Origin of the sequence: Desmonostoc muscorum LEGE 12446 (assembly GCF_015207005.2) — a bacterium.
GTDB lineage: Bacteria > Cyanobacteriota > Cyanobacteriia > Cyanobacteriales > Nostocaceae > Nostoc > Nostoc muscorum.
Map to the genome: position 1 here is coordinate 6,080,442 of NZ_JADEXS020000001.1, position 19,568 is coordinate 6,100,009.

A 19,568-nucleotide genomic window follows, 5' to 3' on the forward strand; every position below is an offset into this window, starting at 1 on the left:
TGAAGCCTGTTTCTTTTCAACTCAGCGTTGCTGGGTCGTTTCTTGTTGCTTAGTCTAAACTCCAGTTAGATAATCCCAATGAAAACTCATTTGTAAAGGTGCGTTGTCTTTCCACCGATAGACATCAAGTACATAGGAAGCGCCAAATTATTAGAGATCGGCTTCTGCAACCTACTATTGGCGATCGCAATTACACTGTCACTATTGAAGTAGAAGGAAGTTGTCGCCCTCTCAAGATTCACGTTCCAGACGACTCAGATTTTTCTGATGTCCCAGTCTACGATCCGTACTTAAATAACAATCATACTGAATCGGATGACTCTTGGCTAACCCGTGAAGGTTCTGGATGGTATTGGCTACTACATCGTCGTTAACGCCGAAGTTTCTAATTATACAGCAATTGAACTGGGTGATGGGGCGATCGAATTAACCTAAAATCATCAAAATTAGTAAATAACCAGGGCGTAGGAAGTCACCTATGCTGCTGACAGGAATTTGTTCAACTTGACAAGTTTTGCGTTTGATGAGTATCAATTGCACTTGGTCACAGATAATTTCCTATCGCTCTGGTGTTTTTTGGCGGTGAAGTTTCGCCAAAAGTATAAAAAGTAAAGGGCATTACAAGCCTATAACACTTATTTCTATTTTATTGTATAATGGCACACATTTTTTATATTTCAGTTTTCAATTGCCTGAAGTAGGGTAGCACAGATAGCTGTACTACCCCACCATGTATTGCATTAAAATGAGAACTGCTTACTATTGCTCCCTTATCTTCAGTTACAATCAAAGTCGAGTCAACCAAAAATTACCTGATTTGAGCATGAGTCTAAGTGAGATCGGACAAAAGATAGCTGGGTTTATAAAAATTGCATCTATAGTTTTAATCACTAGTGCAATAGGATTAGAATTAGGAAACATTTTTGGGCTATTAAATACTAATCAAATTCCTAATAATCTGACTCCAATTTTCGGCATAGCCAGGTTTGCACTCATAGCTCATCTATTTGAAGGAATAATAGCAGCTATTTATGCTGGTTCAAAAAGTAAACTGCCATTTCAATATGGTATTTATACTTTTTTTGTAGGTACGGTTGGTTTAGTGGAATTATTTAGAAAAGAAAATAGTTAGTTGTTGCAAAGATTTTTGCAACAAATCAATCGGCTGTAGAGGCGTACATCTGTACGCCCCTACCCATACATCTATCGGATTATTATTTCAAATTGGTATTACCTGTGCAAAAACCGCTATAAAACTTTTAGCCAAAGTAATACGATGTGTCGTGAGTGGCTTTCCATTCAGGTTTATAGGTTGCAAGAGAGCGCATATATTGGGCACGTTCAAAAGCGCTGGGATTTGGACAATGTTTTTGACTCATACTCCCTTGCATTTGTCGTACTGATTCATATTCGTGTTTTTGCATCCATTCGCGTATTTCCTGCTCAATAACTCGAATTTGATTGATTCCATGTCGCAGCAATACCGAGCAAAGCATGGTAATTTTAGCACCAGCCATGAGCATTTTTAATGCATCATCGCCTCTATGAATACCGCTCGTTGCGGCCAAATCGGCATGAATTTGCCCATAGAGAATTGCAATCCATCGCAGAGGTAAGCGCATCGATTGTGGTGTACTCAATAGCACATTGGGTTCAACTTCCAGAAGATTGAGATTAATATCCGGTTGATAAAAACGGTTAAACAAAACTAAAGCATCAGCCCCGGCTTTATCCAAACGTTTTGCCATATTTGCCATATTGGTGAAATATGGGCTAAGTTTGACTGCTACGGGGATAGTTACCACTGCTTTGACTGCACGAAGAATATCAATATAAGTCTGTTCAATTTCATTACTTGTTAGCTCGATATCGGTAGGCACATAGTAAATATTTAATTCCAATGCGTCTGCTTTTGCTTGCTGAATTTGTTTGGCATAGTTTGTCCATCCACCAACAGATGAGCCATTGAGACTGGCAATAATTGGAATGCTAACTTTTTGCTTGGCTTTATAAATATGCTCTAAATAAGTTTCTGGCCCTACCCGAAAGCTTACTGAATCAGGAAAATAAGTTAAGGCTTCAAAAAAACTTTCAGTTCCTTGAGTCAGGTGATGGTGAAGTTCATAACTTTCTCGGCGCAACTGTTCCTCAAATAGTGAATGCATGACTACCGCTGCTGCACCAGCATCTTCCATGCGCTGGATATTATCAATATCCTCAGACAGAGGGGATGCAGAGGGAACAAGAGGCGATCGCAGTTTCAGCCCCATATAAGTTGTAGTAAGATCCATAACAACCTCGTACTATTTTGGATTTTGGATTTTGGATTTTGGATTGTGTTTACCTAGTGTTTCCTAAAATTCTTTGGGTAGTTTATCTGTTGCAATTATTTTTCAAATTTAAATTACTAGATGTTTAATAATTTCTGGCTGCCAAATATTGATACATCTGCCAACGGATTTTTACATCTGCTTGAGCTTCTTGAAGTAAATGCTGTGCCACTTGTTCGTTACTCTTAGTCAACATTTTAAAGCGGTTTTCTAGATACATATATTGCTCTAGGGGTAACTTTGGTGTGCGTGAATCAAGTTGTAGTGGGTTTTCTCCTTGCTGAATCCGGTCTGGATTAAATCGATATAGTAACCATTGACCTGAATCGACGGCAGCTTTTTGATTTTGCATTGCCGTACTCATATTAATTCCGTGGGCAATGCAATGACTGTAGGCAATAATTAATGATGGTCCTTGATAAGCTTCGGCTTCCAAGAATGCCTTAAGAGTGTGTTCATCTCGTGCGCCCATTGCGACGCTGGCAATATAAACATTGCCGTAAGTCATGGCCATTAAACCCAAGTCTTTTTTAGGTGCAGCTTTACCTCCAGCCGCAAATTTAGTTACAGCTGCTTTGGGTGTGGCTTTAGACATTTGTCCACCTGTGTTGGAATAAACTTCAGTATCAAGAATCAAAATATTAACGTTGTGTCCACTGGCTAAGACGTGATCTAGTCCTCCAAAGCCGATATCATAACCCCAGCCATCACCACCAATAATCCAAACACTCTTTTTTACTAAATAATCAGCAATCGATTTTAGATTTTGGATTTTAGATTTTAGATTTGAGTCTATTTCCGTAGTCAAAATTTTATCTAACTTCTGTTTTAACAGCGCTATGTTTTCTCGCTGTTCCCAAATATCAGCTTCGTCTTTTTGTTCGGCATTGAGAATACTATTTACCAGTTCCTGACCCACATTTGTTGTCAGTTGTTTGAGTAATTCAGCGGCGAATTCTGCTTGTTTATCAATGGAAATGCGAAAACCAAGTCCAAATTCGGCGTTATCTTCAAATAACGAATTTGACCAAGCTGGGCCGCGTCCTTCGCTATTGTGCGTCCAGGGGGTGGTGGGTAAATTCCCGCCATAGATAGAAGAACAACCTGTGGCGTTGGCAACAATCATGCGATCGCCAAATAACTGCGTTGCTAATTTAATATAAGGTGTCTCACCACAACCAGCGCAAGCCCCAGAAAATTCAAACAACGGTTCTTGCATTTGCTGTTGGTTGATATGAGTCAGCTTTAGATGGCTTCTATCTGGATTGGGAATACTTAAAAAGAAATCCCAATTTTCCCGTTCTTGTTCGCGTAATGGTCTTTGCGGTGCCATATTAATGGCTTTGCGCCGTAGTTCTGATTTATTCTTCGCCGGACAAACATCTACGCAAATACCGCAGCCTGTACAATCTTCTGCTGCGACTTGGATAGTGTATTTCAAACCTTGCCAATCGTGGTCTTTAGCATTAGCACTTTTAAATGTCGGTGGTGCATTTTCTAACTGCTGCGGTTCGTAAACCTTACTACGGATGACACTGTGAGGGCACACCATTACACACTTGCCACACTGAATGCAGACATCTGTATCCCAAACAGGTATTTCCTGGGCAATGTTACGCTTTTCCCATTTTGCCGTACCAGTGGGATAAGTACCGTCTGCTGGTAAAGCGCTAACTGGTAGTTCATCACCTTGACGGGCAATCATTTTACTTAGGATGGGGAGTGGGGATTGGGGAGTAGGGAGTGGGGATTGGAGACTGGGGACTGGGGACTGGGGACTGGGGACTGGGTACAGGTTTTCTAATGTGGTATCTACGGCTTTCAGGTTCATTTGTACAATTTCGTCGCCTTTCTTGCCGTAAGCCTTAGAGATGGAGTTTTTAATTTTAGCGATCGCTTCTTCTCGTGGCAATACACCCGATAAGGCGAAGAAACAAACCTGCATTACTGTATTAATTCTACCAGCCATGCCTGCTTGACGGGCTACTTTATAGGCATTAATTACATAAAATTTCAGATGTTTTTGAATAATTTGCTCTTGTACTGATGGTGGCAGACGATCCCAAATCTCATCCTTTTCATAAGGAGAATTAACTAAGAATGTTCCGCCTGGTACAATGTCTTTAAGAATAGGAAATTTTTCGAGAAATTCCCATTGGTGACAGGCGATAAAGTTAGCTTTAGTGATTAAATAGGTCGAGTGAATTAATTGTGAGCCAAAACGGAGATGAGAAACTGTGACTGACCCTGATTTTTTGGAGTCGTAAACAAAATATCCTTGAGCGTAATTGTTTGTTTCTTCGCCAATAATTTTGATTGAGTTTTTATTAGCGCCTACTGTCCCATCTGCACCCAAACCATAAAAAATAGCTCTGATTATATTGTCTGCTTCAATGCTAAATTCGGGGTCATAATTCAAGCTGGTGTGGGTGACATCATCGTTAATACCGATAGTAAAATGATTTTTTGGTTCAGCCGCAGCCAGGTTATCAAAGACAGCTTGAATCATCGCTGGCGTGAATTCTTTAGAAGATAAACCATAACGACCACCCACAATTTTGGGCAGAGGGGACAATTCTTCTCCTCTGCTCCTCTGCTCCCACGCTTCATGAATAGCAGTTACTACATCTAAATACAATGGTTCGCCAGATGCGCCTGGTTCTTTGGTGCGGTCTAAAACTGCGATCGCACGGGTAGTTTCTGGTAAGGCGGCGACAAACCGTTTGGCGTCAAATGGGCGATATAGCCGTACTTTTAAAACGCCCACTTGCTCACCACTGGCGTTGAGGTAATCTACTATTTCATGTACAGCCTCACAACCGGAACCCATCAGCACAATAACTCGTTCAGCTGCTCGGTGACCGTGGTATTCAAATAGTTGGTATTGTCGCCCAGTCATCGCGCCAAATTCATCCATGACTTTCTGGGTGATGTCTGCACAAGCAAGATAGTAAGGATTGACAGTTTCTCTGGCTTGGAAGTAGACATCAGGGTTTTGGGTTGTACCGCGCAAAACTGGTTTGTCCGGGGTGAGGGCGCGTGAACGATGGGCGAATACTAATTCATCGGGAATGAATTCTCGTAAGTCATCTGGTGTTAAAGTTTCTAGTTTGTTAATTTCATGGGAAGTACGAAAGCCATCAAAAAAGTGCAGAAAGGGTATTCGTGATTCTAAGGTTGCTCGTGTGGCGATTAAAGCAAAATCTTGTGCTTCTTGCACCGATGCGGCACACAGCATGGCAAAACCAGTACCACGGGCTGCCATAACATCACTGTGGTCACCGAAAATGGAGAGGGCTTGTGCGGCTAGCGATCGCGCCGCAATATGAAATACTGTAGGTGTTAATTCTCCAGCAATTTTGTACATATTGGGGATCATCAACAATAATCCCTGGGATGCTGTAAATGTGGTTGTCAGTGAACCAGTTTGCAAAGCACCATGTACAGCACCAGCCACACCGCCTTCACTCTGCATCTCTACCACCGAGGGAACAGTACCCCAAATATTAGGTTTTCCTTCACTAGCCCAAGCATCTGCCCACTCAGCCATTGGTGAAGAAGGAGTAATTGGGTAAATGGCAATTACTTCATTGAGTCGATAGACGACTTGAGCAACAGCTTCATTGCCGTCTATGGTTGCAAAGCTTCTCTTGTTCATCTTCAAAGCACCTGTGAAAGTCTCTGGGCGCTAGCAATGACTAAGCTAGATCTACTTTTGACATTAAAAGAAGAAGTTGAGAAACTTGTGAAGAAGTCAATCTAAAATTCTAAATCTATCTTGAAAAGTGACGCTCCTGCGTTACTAACGCTGCGCTGTAGCGTAATAAGTAAACCTGTAGGGGCACGGCACTGCCGTGCCCCTACACCTGGCGATATCATGTTGTACCCCATCTGAATGGAACTTTTCGCAAAATCCAAAATTCAAGTCGGTACTAATTCACCAGGACGCAATTTCGACCATTTACCCATTTCTCGCTTAAAGCTCAAACACCCAACAACATCCCACTCCATTTCAATCACATCGTCTTTTGTACGGATGTTGACGTTGATAGAAGGTTCATTCGGTTCAAAATCTGGGGTTTCCGTCAAGTGGGGTTGTTGGTGCTGCCCTTCTACGGCATGATAGGTGAGACAGCTGTCTACATAGTGGCAGTTCACGCAAATACACATAATAGAACCAACTCCAGGGGCCTTTATTGTTAATCTAGCTTAAGCCGGACTGTTATTCATTAGTTGCTGGGTTGATTTTTATTACAAAGTTTTCCGCGTTAGACATATTAAAATACCGCTTGATGTGGTATTTTGACTGTAGTGGACACGGTATTCAACCACTTAAAAAACCCCAAGCCAAAGGCATCGCACCTTGAAAACTGTAGATAGGGGGTTCTGTGCAGGAATGCTTGCACGGGTAAAATCTTTAAGCACCAAGTCAGAAAACCAAAGCTTTTGGTGGAAACAGTACGGTAGGGCATACCGGATCTGGCTTCTGAGATGAAGCAAAAAGCTTGTGGACAGATCCACCTCTAGTATGATTAGGAAACTAATCATGATAAGTGGACTGGATGAACCAAGAATCCTACCCCTTAAACGAGTGGGAGTATCAAAATGCATTCTTTTATTGCTTCTACCCTAGCTCCCGAAAATTGGCCTTTTAGCTTGGCGTTATTGCCACAACCTGCTTACATGGTGGGTGGCGCTGTACGGGATGCCATCCTTGGCAGAACCCGCGAATACTTGGATCTAGATTTTGTTATCCCATCTAACGCGGTAAAGGTGGCCAAAGCGATCGCCCATCATTACAATGCTGGGTTTGTGTTACTCGATGCAGAACGACAAATTGCTCGTGTGGTTTTTCCCCACGCCACAGCTGACTTTGCCCAACAAGAAGGAGACAGCTTAGAAGTTGACTTGCACAGACGGGACTTTACAATAAATGCGATCGCCTATAATCCCCACACGCAAGAAATCATCGATCCTCTACAAGGATATGCAGATTTACAACAGGGCATTTTGCGAATGGTATCACCCGCAAATCTCAAAGATGACCCTTTGCGATTAATGCGAGCTTATCGCCAAGCAGCCCAATTGAATTTTACTATTGAGTCAGCGACCCAAACCACAATTCGTTCTTTAGCATCACATATCAGCACAGTTGCAGCAGAAAGATTTCGGGTAGAAATTGGTTATCTATTGGCAAATGCTCAAGGTACTCCCTGGATAACAACTGCTTGGGAAGATGGTTTACTTACCCCTTTCTTCAAAAACGCCACCCGTGAAAGCTTAAATAAACTAGCAGCTGTTGACAATGCAGCAGTTTTACTCGCCCAAAATTGGCAACAACTAGGAGTGCAACTACAAGCATATGTCCGGGATAGTATCAAAACTACTTGGTTAGCCATTGCTAAACTTGCAAGTCTAGTCAACCCAAATCCAGAATTAGCAGAAATAGAATTACAGGAACTTACCTATAGTCGTGCTGAAGTTCGCGGTGTAACCACTGCTCTAAAATTATCACCCCATCTGAAAGTAGCAAATATGTCCTTGCGAGAACAATATTTTTTGTTCCAAGACGCGGATATTGTGTTTCCTGCCACGGTAGTGCTAGCCGTAGCATTTGATAATTTGGTAGAGGCGATGTCTGGCGACAATCAGCTAAACACAGCAGTTGCTACAACACAGGGAACCCATGCAGCGCGTTGCCTTGTCTTTGCACCTTTAATCAACCGCTACCTCAACCCCGATGATCTGGTCGCTCATCCCACTCCACTAGTAAGCGGGAAAGACCTGATTATAGCACTAGATATTCCCGCTTCGCCAATTGTAGGCAAATTGCTGACAGAAATTGCCATAGCACAAGCTGAGGGGAAAATATCAACACCAACAGACGCGATCGCATTTGCACGGGAGTTAATTGAGGCAAAAATGATGAACTAGGGATTGGGGGCTGGGGAGATGGGAGAGAATAACTCTTAACTGTTTCCCTTGAGAACACTATCCACCGCAATCAGCAATCCCGTAAGGGCATCTAAACCAGTAATTATGAACTTGCTCTGTTTTCGTGATTCGTGCAAGAGGTCTAGTACACAAATTTTGGAGTCAGCACTTAGAGGATGTTTGAAAAGTTCTTGACGGTAAGATTTTATGCCAATCGCCGCACCATAATCCGAATCATAGCAATGTATATAAATGTCTCTGCGGTTTCAGGTAATAGCTCGTAGTCTTTGTTCAATCTCCGACACCAAGTTAGCCAACCCAAGGTTCTCTCGACTACCCAGCGCTTGGGTAACAATACAAACTTCTTGCCTTCCTTTGGTCGTATAACTACCTGTATAATCCAACGGCAGAAATCCATTACCCACTGCATGAATGGGTTACCGTCAAAACCAGCATCTACCCATATTGTATGTAGACGCCATACAGAAGGTTCCATTTGTTTGACCTTTTTGAGTACTTGTTTACCACCTTCACGCTCACCCACACTAGCCGCAGTAATTAATACCCGTAGTACTAAGCCTAAAGTATCTACTGTTACGAACCGTTTGCGTCCCTTAACCTTTTTACCCGCATCATAACCAACTGCTTCACTCACCATTGCTGCACTTTTAATACTTTGGCTGTCCACAATAGCGTGACTAGGGGCTTAGCGATCGCTCCGAAGCAACCCTATTCCACTCCCGTAATCTGTCATGCATTCTTACCCACGTTCCATCCTTGCGCCAGTTACGAAAGTATGTGTAAACGGTTTGCCAGTTTGGAAAGTCGCCAGGTAATGCTCGCCACCGACATCCCTCATACAGAACATAAAAAATGGCATTCATCACCTCCCAAATATTCGTTTCTCTTGGACGACCGCCAGGTAATGGTGCTGGAATCAAAGGTTCAATAAGTTCCCATTGGTCTTGGGTAAGGTTGGTAGAGTATGATTTACTCATTGCTCTCAGTGGTGCTGTTGTGTTTACTTATTAACAGCTTACGCCCTGAGAGTTTTTTTACTCAATTGCCGACTTTTCAAACATCCTCTTAGACTTGTTGGTGAGTAGTCCATCAACAAACCACATACCGGAAATGCGATCGCACTGCTCCACTCATCAGGCTAAACCTTTCTTTTGCTGCCATACTGCGATCGTGCCATCTCGATAACTACTCACTAAAAGTTGTCCATTACCATTGAAATCAAGCGAGGTAATACTCGTACAAACAGTTTGACCATCAGGAATTTGTAGAACTTTAATCCCTAACTTTCCACTATCGAAATTTGTAGATTTTTCACCAATCGCTAGTAAGTCTCCATACTGATTTAAAGTTCTTGAACCCCAAAATAATATCATGTCCGGTTAAAGACTTATCATTAAGGCAGCAGAGGGGCAGAGGGGCAGGGGAGCAGAGGGGAAGGCTTTTTGGGTTTGTGCATAGATTCGGGAATCATAACTAATTAGCCGGACATGATATGAGTGCCAATCACATTGCGATGTCCTTGCTTGGTCAGCGTAGCAATAATCGGTCCTCGTTGCATGGGTTCGGTTGCCCCCCATTGAATGGGAATTGGTTGAAGACCAAAGCTACTAGGATGGGAAGTGAGAACAATATGCCTGGAAACGTCGTTTTGCTTTGGCATGGTAATGAATTTTTTTGTAATGTTTTTATGAACTGTTAGTCACTAGGGATTTGTCAACTACCTATAGCCAGTTTTTATTTTTAAAAGTGTGAGATCCTTTCCAACAAGCACTTATGACTCTCAATGTCGAGTTTGGCATTAGTCATATTGTCGAATACAAAAAATAACACAGAAATTTCATAAATAGCAATTGAACTGCGTAAATTTAAAGATGACTTTAAAAATGTTTGAGAAGATAATTTTTGTGAGAAAGTAAAAAGAAAGGTATATTCACTGATCTCAAATTCATGGATTCTTTATCTATCAATTCCTTACTTGAAGAGTTGAAAAATCCCGATGCTACAGTCCGCGAACAGGCAACCAGAAAAATCTGGCGAATCTGGTTTCAGCAAAAGGGAATTTATGGGCTGGAAAGAATTGACCGGAGTCAAAAGTTACTTGATGCCGGTGAAATTCCTGAAGCCGAAACAGCACTGACAGAACTTCTCAGAGAACAGCCAGATTTCGCCGAAGCTTGGAATCGCCGGGCTTTCCTCTATTACAGTATTGGTGATTATCAAAAATCTCTGGCAGATTGTCAGATGGTTGTGCAGATAAATCCAATACATTTTGGTGCCCTGCATGGCATGGGTTTGTGTTATGCAGCACTAGGAAAGTATAGTGAAGCTATCCGAGCTTTTAAACGCGCTCTCGAAATTCAACCCTATTCACTGGTGAATCAAAAGTTGATTCTAGAATGTACATTTAGATTGAGTTACGACGGTAGATAGGAGAAAGCATCATACTGTTTTATGAATCCGTCATCACCCTCATCAACAACAATTCATCGCCTAACTCGCCGCAATTTTATTCAATACGGTTCTATCTGTATTGCTAGCAGCTTGATTACAGCTTGTACAGTCCCCAGGTTGGCAGGCAGTGGTACTCAATTGTTGATGGGGGATGCGGTAGATTTCTTCATGGGTTACGGTATTGATGCCGTGAACGCCGTCGCACAAGGTATTGCTAAAATCACAGTCGCAGCAATTTTTCACAAAAATCCTTGGTGTCTCATTGCTCATCCCAACAGAGCAATTAAAACCCTTGGCGACCTCAAAGGCAAACCAATTTATGTCTCTGCTTCTGCTATTTTTACCGATATAACCAAACACGCAAGAGTGAAAGTAATTGTTCAGTATCCACGGGTTTAGTAATGTAATCTGATGCACCTGCTTCAATGCACTTTTCACGATCGCCTTGCATGGCTTTGGCGGTGAGTGCAATAATCGGCAAGGATTGAAAGCGATTGTTTTGGCGGATTTGGCGCGTTGTTTCGTAACCGTCCATTTCTGGCATCATTACGTCCATTAAAACGACATCAATATCGGGTGTATTTTCTAACAAAGTAATTCCTTCTCTGCCGTTTTCAGCATATAATACCTGGATTTGATAACGTTCCAGCATACTTGTGAGGGCGAAGATATTCCGCATATCGTCGTCTACAATTAGCGCTTTTTTGCCGACGAGCAAGTGGTCTCTGGAATGGAGTTGTTCGAGGATTTGTCGCTTGGGTTCTGGCAAATTCGCTTGGACTCGGTGCAGAAACAATGCTGTTTCATCCAGGAGACGTTCTGGCGATCGCACATCTTTTATAATAATGGTCTCTGCAATCCGTCTGAGTTCCGTTTCTTGAGCTTTGCTAATTTCTCTACCTGTGTAGACAATAATTGGCAGAGATTTGCCGTTGGGTAAAAGCTTGATTTGCTCGATGAGTTCAAACCCAGTCATGTCTGGTAGCCCTAAATCGAGGACGAGACAATCAAAATGCTGGCTGCGGATGGCTTCGAGGGCTGCTGCACCGGTGTCTACGGCGGTGGTAGCAACATCGCTGTTACCAATTAACTCGACAATGCTATGACGTTGGGTGTCGTCGTCTTCCACTACCAGTAAATTTTTGACTTGGCGTTCGACAAAACCTTTGATTTTGCCCAGGGCTGCCGATATTATCTCACTGGTTAATGGTTTTTGCAGATATGCGATCGCTCCTAGTTGCAAACCGCGCTGTCTGCCTTCCTCAACGGTCATGATGTGTACGGGAATATGACGAGTATTGGGGTCGTGTTTGAGACGGTCTAATACTGTCCATCCATCCATTTCTGGCAATCTAATGTCTAGCAAAACGGCTGAAGGTAAAAATTGCTGGGCTAGCATCAAGCCTGTGGTGCCAGTTTGGGCAGTTATTACCTTGAATCCATGCTGTTGCGCCATATCTAGGAGGATACGGGCAAAGTTAATGTCATCTTCGACAATTAATAATACGCGATCGCCTGTTTCGATGATAGTGCGATCGTCATTTAGGGAGGAGTGGGGAGTGGGGAGTGGGGAGTGGGGAGTGGGGAGTGGGAGACGCGGTGAGGCGGAGAATTGCTCAAATATTCTCTCCATTTCTGCGCGTCCCCGCGTCCCTGCGTCCCCGTGTGCTATTTCCCCGCGTCCTCCCCCCTGTGGTAAATAAAATGTAAACGTACTACCTTCACCGGGTTGACTAACTAATTTGATTTCGCCGCCAAAGAGACGGGCGATTTCGCGGCTAATTGATAAGCCTAATCCTGTACCGCCGTATTTCCGACTGGTAGAACCATCGGCTTGCTGAAATGCCTCGAAAATTACTTTTTGCTTCTCTGGGGCAATGCCAATGCCTGTGTCGCTGACTGAGAAGGCGATGACCAACTGAGCGCGATTTAAACTTTCGTGGTCGGGACTCCATCCTTGTCTCGCCGCTGTAATTTGTAACCGCACTTCTCCTTGTTCTGTAAATTTAAAAGCGTTGGAGAGGAGATTTTTCAATACCTGTTGTAAGCGTTTGACATCTGTGTAAATAGTAAGTGGCAATTCGGGAATCAATTCAATTGTGAAAGCAAGTCGTTTGCTGTTGGCTATTTGTCGGAAGGTGCGCTCAATCTGTTCGCCCAAATCTACCAAGGGCATTTGGGTCATTTCAATTGACATGGTTCCAGATTCAATTTTGGCAAGGTCGAGAATGTCATTAATCAACGCCAATAAATCTGTACCTGCTGAGTAAATTGTCTGGCTGTATTCGATTTGTTTGTTGCTGAGGTTGCCATCAATATTATCTGTTAACAACTTCGCCAAAATTAACAAGCTATTCAGGGGTGTCCGCAATTCGTGGGACATGTTGGCAAGAAACTCTGATTTGTATTTTGAAGAGAGGGCGAGTTGTTCGGCTTTTTCTTCCAAAGACGTTCTTGCTTGTTCGATTTCCCGATTTTTACGCTCGACTTCTCTCTTTTGCTGAGCCAACAATTCTGCTTTTTCTTCTAATTCAGCGTTGGTTTGTTGCAGTTCTTCTTGCTGTCCTTTGAGTAAATCTTCCGAGGCTTTGAGTGATTGGGCTTGCTGTTCTAGGCGTTTGTTGGTTTCTCGGAGTTCATTTTGCTGGGTTTGGAGTTCTTCAGCTAAAGATTGCGATTGCTTGAGTAATTCTTCAGTTCGCATGGATGCAGCGATCGTGTTCAAAACGATCGCTATACTTTCTGTAAGTTGGTCGAAGAATGTCAAGTGAATTTCGCTAAAGCGGCGGAAGGATGCTAATTCAATGACTGCTGTGACTTGTCCTTCAAAGAGTACGGGTAAGACTACGGCATTCAAAGGTGTGGCTTCTCCTAAGCCGGAGCCAATTTTGATGTAGTCAGTGGGCACTTCTGTGAGCAGAATTCGCTCTTTTTCTAAGGCGCATTGTCCCACCAAACCTTCACCCATGAAAAAGCGATTGGCTAGATGTTTGCGTTCCCGATAGGCGTAGCTACTAATTAGTTTCAAATACGTGCTATTGTCCCCGGAGTCCATTAAATAGAATACACCGTGTTGCGCTCCTACCAAGGGTGCGAGTTCTGAGAGAATTAATTTGGATACGGTTTCCAAGTCTCGCTGACCTTGGAGCATTCGGGTAAATTTAGCGAGGTTAGTTTTCAACCAGTCTTGTTCGGTGTTTTTCTGGGTTGTTTCCCGCAGGTTGGCAATCATCTGGTTGATGTTGTCTTTGAGGATGGCAACTTCCCCTAGTGCTTCCACGGCAATGGAACGAGTTAAATCACCTTTAGTTACAGCTGTAGCAACTTCCGCGATCGCTCGCAACTGTGTTGTCAATGTAGCAGCCAGTTCATTCACGTTATCGGTCAAATCTTTCCAAGTTCCCGCCGCCCCAGGTACTCTGGCTTGTCCGCCTAACTTGCCTTCAATTCCCACTTCCCGCGCCACTGTGGTTACCTGATTGGCAAAGGTGGCTAGGGTATCTATCATTTCGTTGATTGTTTCTGCCAAGGTTTCAATTTCACCTTTGGCATCTAACATTAGTTTGCGTTTCAAGTCGCCATTTGCAACTGCCGTCACAACTCTGGCAATACCCCGCACCTGTGCCGTTAAGTTCCCCGCCATCGAGTTTACGTTGTCCGTTAAATCTTTCCAGGTACCTGCAACACCTTGGACTTGGGCTTGTCCCCCCAACTTGCCTTCGGTGCCCACTTCCCGCGCCACCCGCGTTACTTCACTGGCAAAGGAACTGAGTTGATCCACCATTGTATTAGTGGTATTCTTCAAATCCAAAATTTCGCCTTTGGCATCGACGGTAATTTTCTTCGAGAGGTCGCCATTTGCCACCGCTTTGGTAACTTCCGCGATGTTGCGGACTTGTCCGGTGAGGTTCCCCGCCATTGAGTTTACGTTGTCGGTTAAATCTTTCCAGGTGCCGGCAACTCCTCTGACGTAAGCTTGCACGCCGAGTTTTCCTTCGGTTCCCACTTCCCGTGCTACCCGCGTTACTTCCGATGCAAAGGAATTCAGTTGATCCACCATTGTGTTGATGGTATTTTTCAATTCCAGAATTTCGCCTTTAACATCGACGGTAATTTTCTTAGAAAGGTCGCCGTTAGCCACAGCCGTAGTCACTTCGGCGATGTTCCGCACCTGCGCCGTCAAGCTTCCCGCCATGAAGTTTACACTGTCGGTTAAATCCTTCCAAGTCCCGGCTACGCCTTTAACTTCTGCTTGGACGCCGAGTTTTCCTTCGGTTCCCACCTCACGGGCAACTCTTGTTACTTCCGATGCAAAAGAATTCAGTTGATCCACCATTGTGTTAACGGTGTTTTTCAACTCCAAAATTTCACCTTTGACATCAACGGAAATTTTCTTCGAGAGGTCACCATTTGCCACTGCCGTTGTGACGGCGGCGATGTTTCGCACCTGTGCCGTTAAACTTCCCGCCATGAAATTCACGCTGTCGGTTAAATCTTTCCAGGTGCCAGCCACGCCGCGCACGTCTGCTTGTACGCCGAGTTTACCTTCACTGCCTACTTCCCGTGCAACCCTTGTAACCTCACTTGCAAAAGAGTTGAGTTGATCCACCATTATATTGATGGTGTTTTTCAACTCCAGAATTTCACCTTTGACAGCAACGGTAATTTTCTTAGAAAGGTCACCGTTGGCGATCGCAGTTGCAACTTCCGCAATGTTTCGTACTTGGTCGGTGAGGTTCCCCGCCATTAAGTTTACATTGTCGGTCAAGTCTTTCCAAGTGCCAGCCACTCCCCTGACTTCTGCTTGCACGCCCAATTTACCTTCGGTTCCCACTTCTCTGGCAACCCTTGTAACTTCCGATGCAAAGGAACTCAGTTGATCCACCATTGTGTTAATAGTGTTTTTCAACTCCAAAATTTCGCCTTTGACATCAACGGTGATTTTTTTGGAAAGGTCACCATTTGCCACAGCCGTAGTCACATCTGCAATGTTTCGCACCTGTGCCGTTAAACTTCCCGCCATGAAGTTTACGCTGTCAGTTAAATCTTTCCACGTGCCAGCCACACCTTTAACATCTGCTTGGACGCCGAGTTTGCCTTCACTTCCCACTTCCCTAGCAACCCGCGTCACTTCACTGGCAAAGGAACTGAGTTGATCCACCATGATATTGATAGTGTTCTTCAACTCCAAAATTTCACCTCTGACATCAACGGTGATTTTCTTCGAGAGGTCACCGCTGGCGATCGCTGTGGCAACTTCGGCAATGTTTCGCACCTGTCCGGTCAAGTTCCCCGCCATTAAGTTAACGTTATCCGTTAAGTCTTTCCAAGTTCCCGCCACTCCCCTGACTTCTGCTTGCACGCCGAGTTTGCCTTCGGTTCCCACTTCCCTGGCAACCCGCGTGACTTCCGATGCAAAGGAATTGAGTTGATCCACCATTGTGTTGATGGTGTTTTTCAGTTCCAGAATTTCGCCCTTCACATCAACGGTGATTTTCTTGGATAAATCGCCATTAGCCACCGCCGTAGTCACTTCGGCAATATTCCGCACCTGCGCCGTCAAGCTTCCCGCCATAAAATTGACGCTATCCGTCAGATCCTTCCAGGTACCCGCTACCCCCCGGACTTCTGCTTGACCGCCGAGTTTTCCTTCTGCACCGACCTCGCGGGCGACTCTTGTAACTTCCGAGGCAAAGGAATTGAGTTGATCCACCATGATGTTAACGGTGTTTTTCAACTCCAAAATTTCGCCTTTCACATCCACAGTAATTTTCTTCGACAAATCGCCGTTAGCTACCGCCGTGGTGACTTCGGCAATGTTGCGGACTTGGGCAGTTAAATTACCCGCCATTAAATTAACGTTATCTGTGAGATCCTTCCAAGTACCAGCCACTCCTTTAACTTCGGCTTGGACGCCCAACTTACCTTCCGTTCCCACCTCACGAGCAACTCTTGTCACTTCTGATGCAAATGAATTCAGCTGATCCACCATTGTGTTAACGGTGTTTTTCAGTTCCAGAATTTCGCCCTTGACATCAACGGTGATTTTTTTGGAGAGGTCACCATTGGCGATCGCTGTGGCAACTTCGGCAATGTTACGAACTTGCCCAGTCAAATTTCCCGCCATCAAGTTCACATTGTCAGTCAAATCCTTCCAAGTGCCAGCCACACCACGCACTTGGGCTTGAACACCGAGTTTACCTTCAGTACCCACCTCACGAGCAACCCGCGTCACTTCCGAAGCAAAGGAACCGAGCCGGTCTACCATCGTGTTGACAATATTGGCAGTTTGGAGAAACTCACCTTGCAGAGGTCTGCCCTCAATTTCTGTAGCAATGGTTTGGGATAAGTCGCCATTAGCCACAGCCCGAATTACACGAGTTGTTTCTGCTGTGGGTTGGACTAAATCTGTAATTAAAGTATTGACAGAAGTTACACAATCTGACCACGAACCGCGAACATCTCCTAAAGAGGCGCGATCGGCTATCTTGCCTTCTTTGCCGACGACATTACCAATCCGCTGTAACTCCGTCGCCATCCGCTGATTTTGATCGATTATATCATTGAGCGTATCAGCTATTTTACCAGCTACACCAGTATGGTCTAAGGGCATCCGAGCCGAGAAGTCACCGTGCTTGACAGCCGTCAGCGTTCTCAGTAGCTGGTTTAAATCTAGATTGTCATTGTCTCTAGTCAACTGTTCGGTTGCCATAGCCTTATCCTTAATCTTAATCCTTGAAGAATTTTTTGTATTTTTTGCACCCCGTACCTAGTTAAAGTGCTTTTAGGTAATGGTTATCAAAATAGAGAGTAGGGAATAGAAAGTGGATCAAACTAATTTTTATGGGTGCGGGTGTCAGCAGCCGATCAAAGACTGCTAACTAAATGGTATTGCTGTAGATGTATCTGGCATACCACTTAGCTAATGATAGCTAGTTGGCCTCTGTTATGCAGCATCAATTATTGGCGATGCCTACCTGGGTGAGTACACCATCGCACACAAGAACACACGATGACAATTAACATTACGTTTTTTGATTTTTGGAATTTGAGGAAAGCAGCAAATCAAGAACTCCTAACTGATAACTGAGGTTTGCTAAAGTCAAAAGTATCCGGCAACTCCAAGGATTGGCAAATGGTTAGAGAGTACTCAACCCAGAGACATCTGCCTCCGCTTGAAAGTGGCGATCGCTTAACTCGCCCTGAATTTGAACGGCGTTATGCGGCTGCACCCCATATCAAGAAAGCAGAACTGATCGAAGGAATCGTTTACGTGGCATCTCCTTTAAGACATGAGCAACATGGCAAACCCCACAGTCGGGTGATAACTTGGTTAGGTGTCTACCAATCACTGACTCCCGGCGTTGACTTAAGCGTTGAACCAACCGTCAGATTAGATTTAGACAATGAACCTCAGCCAGATGCAGTGCTGTTTATTGAACCAGACGCAGGCGGACAAACTCGTTTAAGCAGCGACGGTTACATTGAAGGATCTCCCGAATTGATTGTTGAAATTGCAGCGAGTAGCGTGGCGATCGATAGAGGCAGCAAAAAGCAAGTTTATCGCCGTAATGGGGTGTTGGAGTACGTAATCTGGCAATCTTACGAGAATCAAATTGAATGGTTTTGCCTAGTTGATGGCGACTATCAATTGGTATCTCCAGGTGCAGATGGAATTATTCGCTCTCAGGTATTTCCAGGTTTGTGGTTAGCGGTGGAGGCGCTGTTAAACAATCAGATGGTGCGAGTGTTAGAGGTGGTGCAAGCCGGGTTGAAGTCAGCGGAACATAATGCGTTTGTGCAGCAGTTGAAGAAATAGACAAGTCTGAAATAGTTTACTCACTGAGTTTTCGTGTCATTTTTACCCCACCCTAACCCTCCCCTTGTAAAGGGGAGGGAACTAGATTTCCTGTTTCCCCCCTTTCAAAGGGGGGATTAAGGGGGGTAATTCGACTTGTGTGTACACTGTAGCCTTAAAAAGGGGGAAGCCGGAATCAAAGTCCCCCAATTTATCGGGCGATTTAGGGGGATCTAAAACGTTTTGCTACCGACCAAAGAACTTTTAAAACATCCTCTTAAAGTGAAACAGGAATAGGAGGGTACGTCTAGCTAGGTTCATTCCAAGCCCTAATCGCTTCAATCGGAATACCAGCAGGAGCAAATAAAATCTTTATTGTCTCAATACCTACTGCTGTCATTACTCTTTGCAAACGTACTTTGAGCATTGGATTATTTTTGATAACTTGCTCAATCGCTTGCCTATTTTTAAGTACTGGATGACTCTCAACAGCTTGATTAACAATAGGTTGAGCATCGATTACAGTCGGTTTATCCTGCTCCATTTTCTCAAGTAACTGCTGAAGCACAGTTTTTAAATTAGCAATATCTTGTGTAGAGGTGTAATTGTTTTGAGTGTTAATGTTATTACCTTCCACATTACCAGCAACATTGCTGCCAGTAATAGGTGCATGAAAATTCATTTGAACTGGAGATTTTTCTGACATATTTTTGAGTGTTTGATTAAGTGTGTTTATAAAACCAGTTAAAGGATCGGCGTTGTTTGTTTCCTCATTCAAGACAGAATCACAAACTTTATAGTTATAAAATTTGCACCGCTCTTGAATTTTAGAAATTGCATTGCTTTTATTTTGTGAGGGAGTTTTTAATTGTATTTCCCAGATATGATGCAAAACTTCAGAGCCAGCAATTTTCCCTAACGCCTGTGCGGTACTCCAATGAACAAATAAATCTTCATCGTGCAAAGCATTAATTAAGGCAGATACAGCTTCTTGGTTGCCGATTTTTCCTAACGCCTCTGCGGCTCTACAACGA

The 19,568-nt window shown here is 43.9% G+C and carries 12 protein-coding genes and 2 pseudogenes; 6 read left to right on the forward strand and 8 right to left on the reverse strand.

Features of this window, described 5'->3' with window-relative positions; genetic code table 11:
- Positions 1–98 precede the first annotated feature (98 nt).
- Both IQ276_RS25610 and IQ276_RS25615 read left to right on the forward strand, forming a co-directional pair.
- Positions 99–374, forward strand: a complete 276-nt coding sequence (locus tag IQ276_RS25610; RefSeq protein ID WP_193923715.1) for a hypothetical protein — start codon at positions 99–101, stop codon at positions 372–374.
- Between the two features lie 449 nt (positions 375–823).
- Entirely contained in the window at positions 824–1,132 is a 309-nt protein-coding gene (locus IQ276_RS25615; protein ID WP_190876038.1) for a hypothetical protein, read from the forward strand.
- Between the two features lie 127 nt (positions 1,133–1,259).
- Here IQ276_RS25615 and IQ276_RS25620 read toward each other — a convergent pair whose 3' ends face one another.
- The 3 genes from IQ276_RS25620 to IQ276_RS25630 form a co-directional block, all read right to left on the reverse strand.
- Entirely contained in the window at positions 1,260–2,291 is a 1,032-nt protein-coding gene (locus tag IQ276_RS25620) for a dihydroorotate dehydrogenase-like protein (protein WP_193923719.1), read from the reverse strand.
- A gap of 124 nt (positions 2,292–2,415) precedes the next feature.
- A complete protein-coding gene (nifJ, locus tag IQ276_RS25625) occupies positions 2,416–5,988 on the reverse strand; it encodes a pyruvate:ferredoxin (flavodoxin) oxidoreductase (protein ID WP_235115967.1) in 3,573 nt (1,190 codons plus the stop codon).
- Positions 5,989–6,251: 263 nt separating this feature from the next.
- Complete coding sequence (locus IQ276_RS25630; protein WP_073642809.1) at positions 6,252–6,500, reverse strand: Ycf34 family protein; 249 nt, start codon at positions 6,498–6,500, stop codon at positions 6,252–6,254.
- A 435-nt stretch (positions 6,501–6,935) separates the two neighbouring features.
- Here IQ276_RS25630 and IQ276_RS25635 point away from each other — a divergent pair, with 435 nt between their 5' ends.
- The gene (locus tag IQ276_RS25635; protein ID WP_193921986.1) at positions 6,936–8,264 is read left to right on the forward strand and encodes a tRNA nucleotidyltransferase/poly(A) polymerase-related protein; all 1,329 of its coding nucleotides are present in this window, start codon (positions 6,936–6,938) and stop codon (positions 8,262–8,264) included.
- Positions 8,265–8,469: 205 nt separating this feature from the next.
- Here the strand turns inward: IQ276_RS25635 and IQ276_RS25640 are convergent.
- The 3 genes and pseudogenes from IQ276_RS25640 to IQ276_RS25650 form a co-directional block, all read right to left on the reverse strand.
- Positions 8,470–9,262 (reverse strand): IS5 family transposase gene (locus tag IQ276_RS25640; protein WP_228043416.1). Its coding sequence is split into 2 segments (ribosomal slippage): positions 8,470–8,967 and positions 8,969–9,262, totalling 792 coding nucleotides; the frame shifts between segments, so codons are not numbered across the junction.
- Positions 9,263–9,418: 156 nt separating this feature from the next.
- The gene (locus IQ276_RS25645) at positions 9,419–9,658 is read right to left on the reverse strand and encodes a hypothetical protein (RefSeq protein ID WP_193921988.1); all 240 of its coding nucleotides are present in this window, start codon (positions 9,656–9,658) and stop codon (positions 9,419–9,421) included.
- A 119-nt stretch (positions 9,659–9,777) separates the two neighbouring features.
- Positions 9,778–9,945: pseudogene (locus IQ276_RS25650) on the reverse strand (GTP cyclohydrolase II); the annotation flags it as partial.
- Positions 9,946–10,232: 287 nt separating this feature from the next.
- On the opposite strand from IQ276_RS25650, the gene IQ276_RS25655 reads away from it, so the two are divergent.
- Positions 10,233–10,715, forward strand: coding sequence for a tetratricopeptide repeat protein (locus IQ276_RS25655; RefSeq protein ID WP_190876032.1), 483 nt, complete (start codon positions 10,233–10,235; stop codon positions 10,713–10,715).
- Positions 10,716–10,736: 21 nt separating this feature from the next.
- The gene (locus tag IQ276_RS25660; protein ID WP_193925269.1) at positions 10,737–11,135 is read left to right on the forward strand and encodes an ABC transporter substrate-binding protein; all 399 of its coding nucleotides are present in this window, start codon (positions 10,737–10,739) and stop codon (positions 11,133–11,135) included.
- Here the strand turns inward: IQ276_RS25660 and IQ276_RS25665 are convergent.
- Complete coding sequence (locus tag IQ276_RS25665) at positions 11,077–17,448, reverse strand: HAMP domain-containing protein (RefSeq protein ID WP_235115968.1); 6,372 nt, start codon at positions 17,446–17,448, stop codon at positions 11,077–11,079. The two genes, IQ276_RS25660 and IQ276_RS25665, sit on opposite strands and share 59 nt — an antisense overlap.
- Positions 17,449–17,871: 423 nt before the next feature.
- On the opposite strand from IQ276_RS25665, the gene IQ276_RS25670 reads away from it, so the two are divergent.
- On the forward strand, positions 17,872–18,555 hold the full coding sequence (locus tag IQ276_RS25670; RefSeq protein WP_235115969.1) for a Uma2 family endonuclease: 684 nt from the start codon (positions 17,872–17,874) through the stop codon (positions 18,553–18,555).
- Positions 18,556–18,841: 286 nt separating this feature from the next.
- Here IQ276_RS25670 and IQ276_RS25675 read toward each other — a convergent pair.
- Positions 18,842–19,558: pseudogene (locus IQ276_RS25675) on the reverse strand (HEAT repeat domain-containing protein); the annotation flags it as partial.
- Between the last annotated feature and the right edge of the window lie 10 nt (positions 19,559–19,568).

Bases quoted from the DNA above. Each gene is read 5' to 3' on its own strand.
- IQ276_RS25615 (WP_190876038.1), top strand. From the start codon at position 824: ATGAGTCTAAGTGAGATCGGACAAAAGATAGCTGGGTTTATAAAAATT.
- IQ276_RS25620 (WP_193923719.1), bottom strand. From the start codon at position 2,291: ATGGATCTTACTACAACTTATATGGGGCTGAAACTGCGATCGCCTCTT.
- nifJ (WP_235115967.1), bottom strand. From the start codon at position 5,988: ATGAACAAGAGAAGCTTTGCAACCATAGACGGCAATGAAGCTGTTGCT.
- IQ276_RS25630 (WP_073642809.1), bottom strand. From the start codon at position 6,500: ATGTGTATTTGCGTGAACTGCCACTATGTAGACAGCTGTCTCACCTAT.
- IQ276_RS25635 (WP_193921986.1), top strand. From the start codon at position 6,936: ATGCATTCTTTTATTGCTTCTACCCTAGCTCCCGAAAATTGGCCTTTT.
- IQ276_RS25645 (WP_193921988.1), bottom strand. From the start codon at position 9,658: ATGATATTATTTTGGGGTTCAAGAACTTTAAATCAGTATGGAGACTTA.
- IQ276_RS25655 (WP_190876032.1), top strand. From the start codon at position 10,233: ATGGATTCTTTATCTATCAATTCCTTACTTGAAGAGTTGAAAAATCCC.
- IQ276_RS25660 (WP_193925269.1), top strand. From the start codon at position 10,737: ATGAATCCGTCATCACCCTCATCAACAACAATTCATCGCCTAACTCGC.
- IQ276_RS25665 (WP_235115968.1), bottom strand. From the start codon at position 17,448: ATGGCAACCGAACAGTTGACTAGAGACAATGACAATCTAGATTTAAAC.
- IQ276_RS25670 (WP_235115969.1), top strand. From the start codon at position 17,872: ATGGTTAGAGAGTACTCAACCCAGAGACATCTGCCTCCGCTTGAAAGT.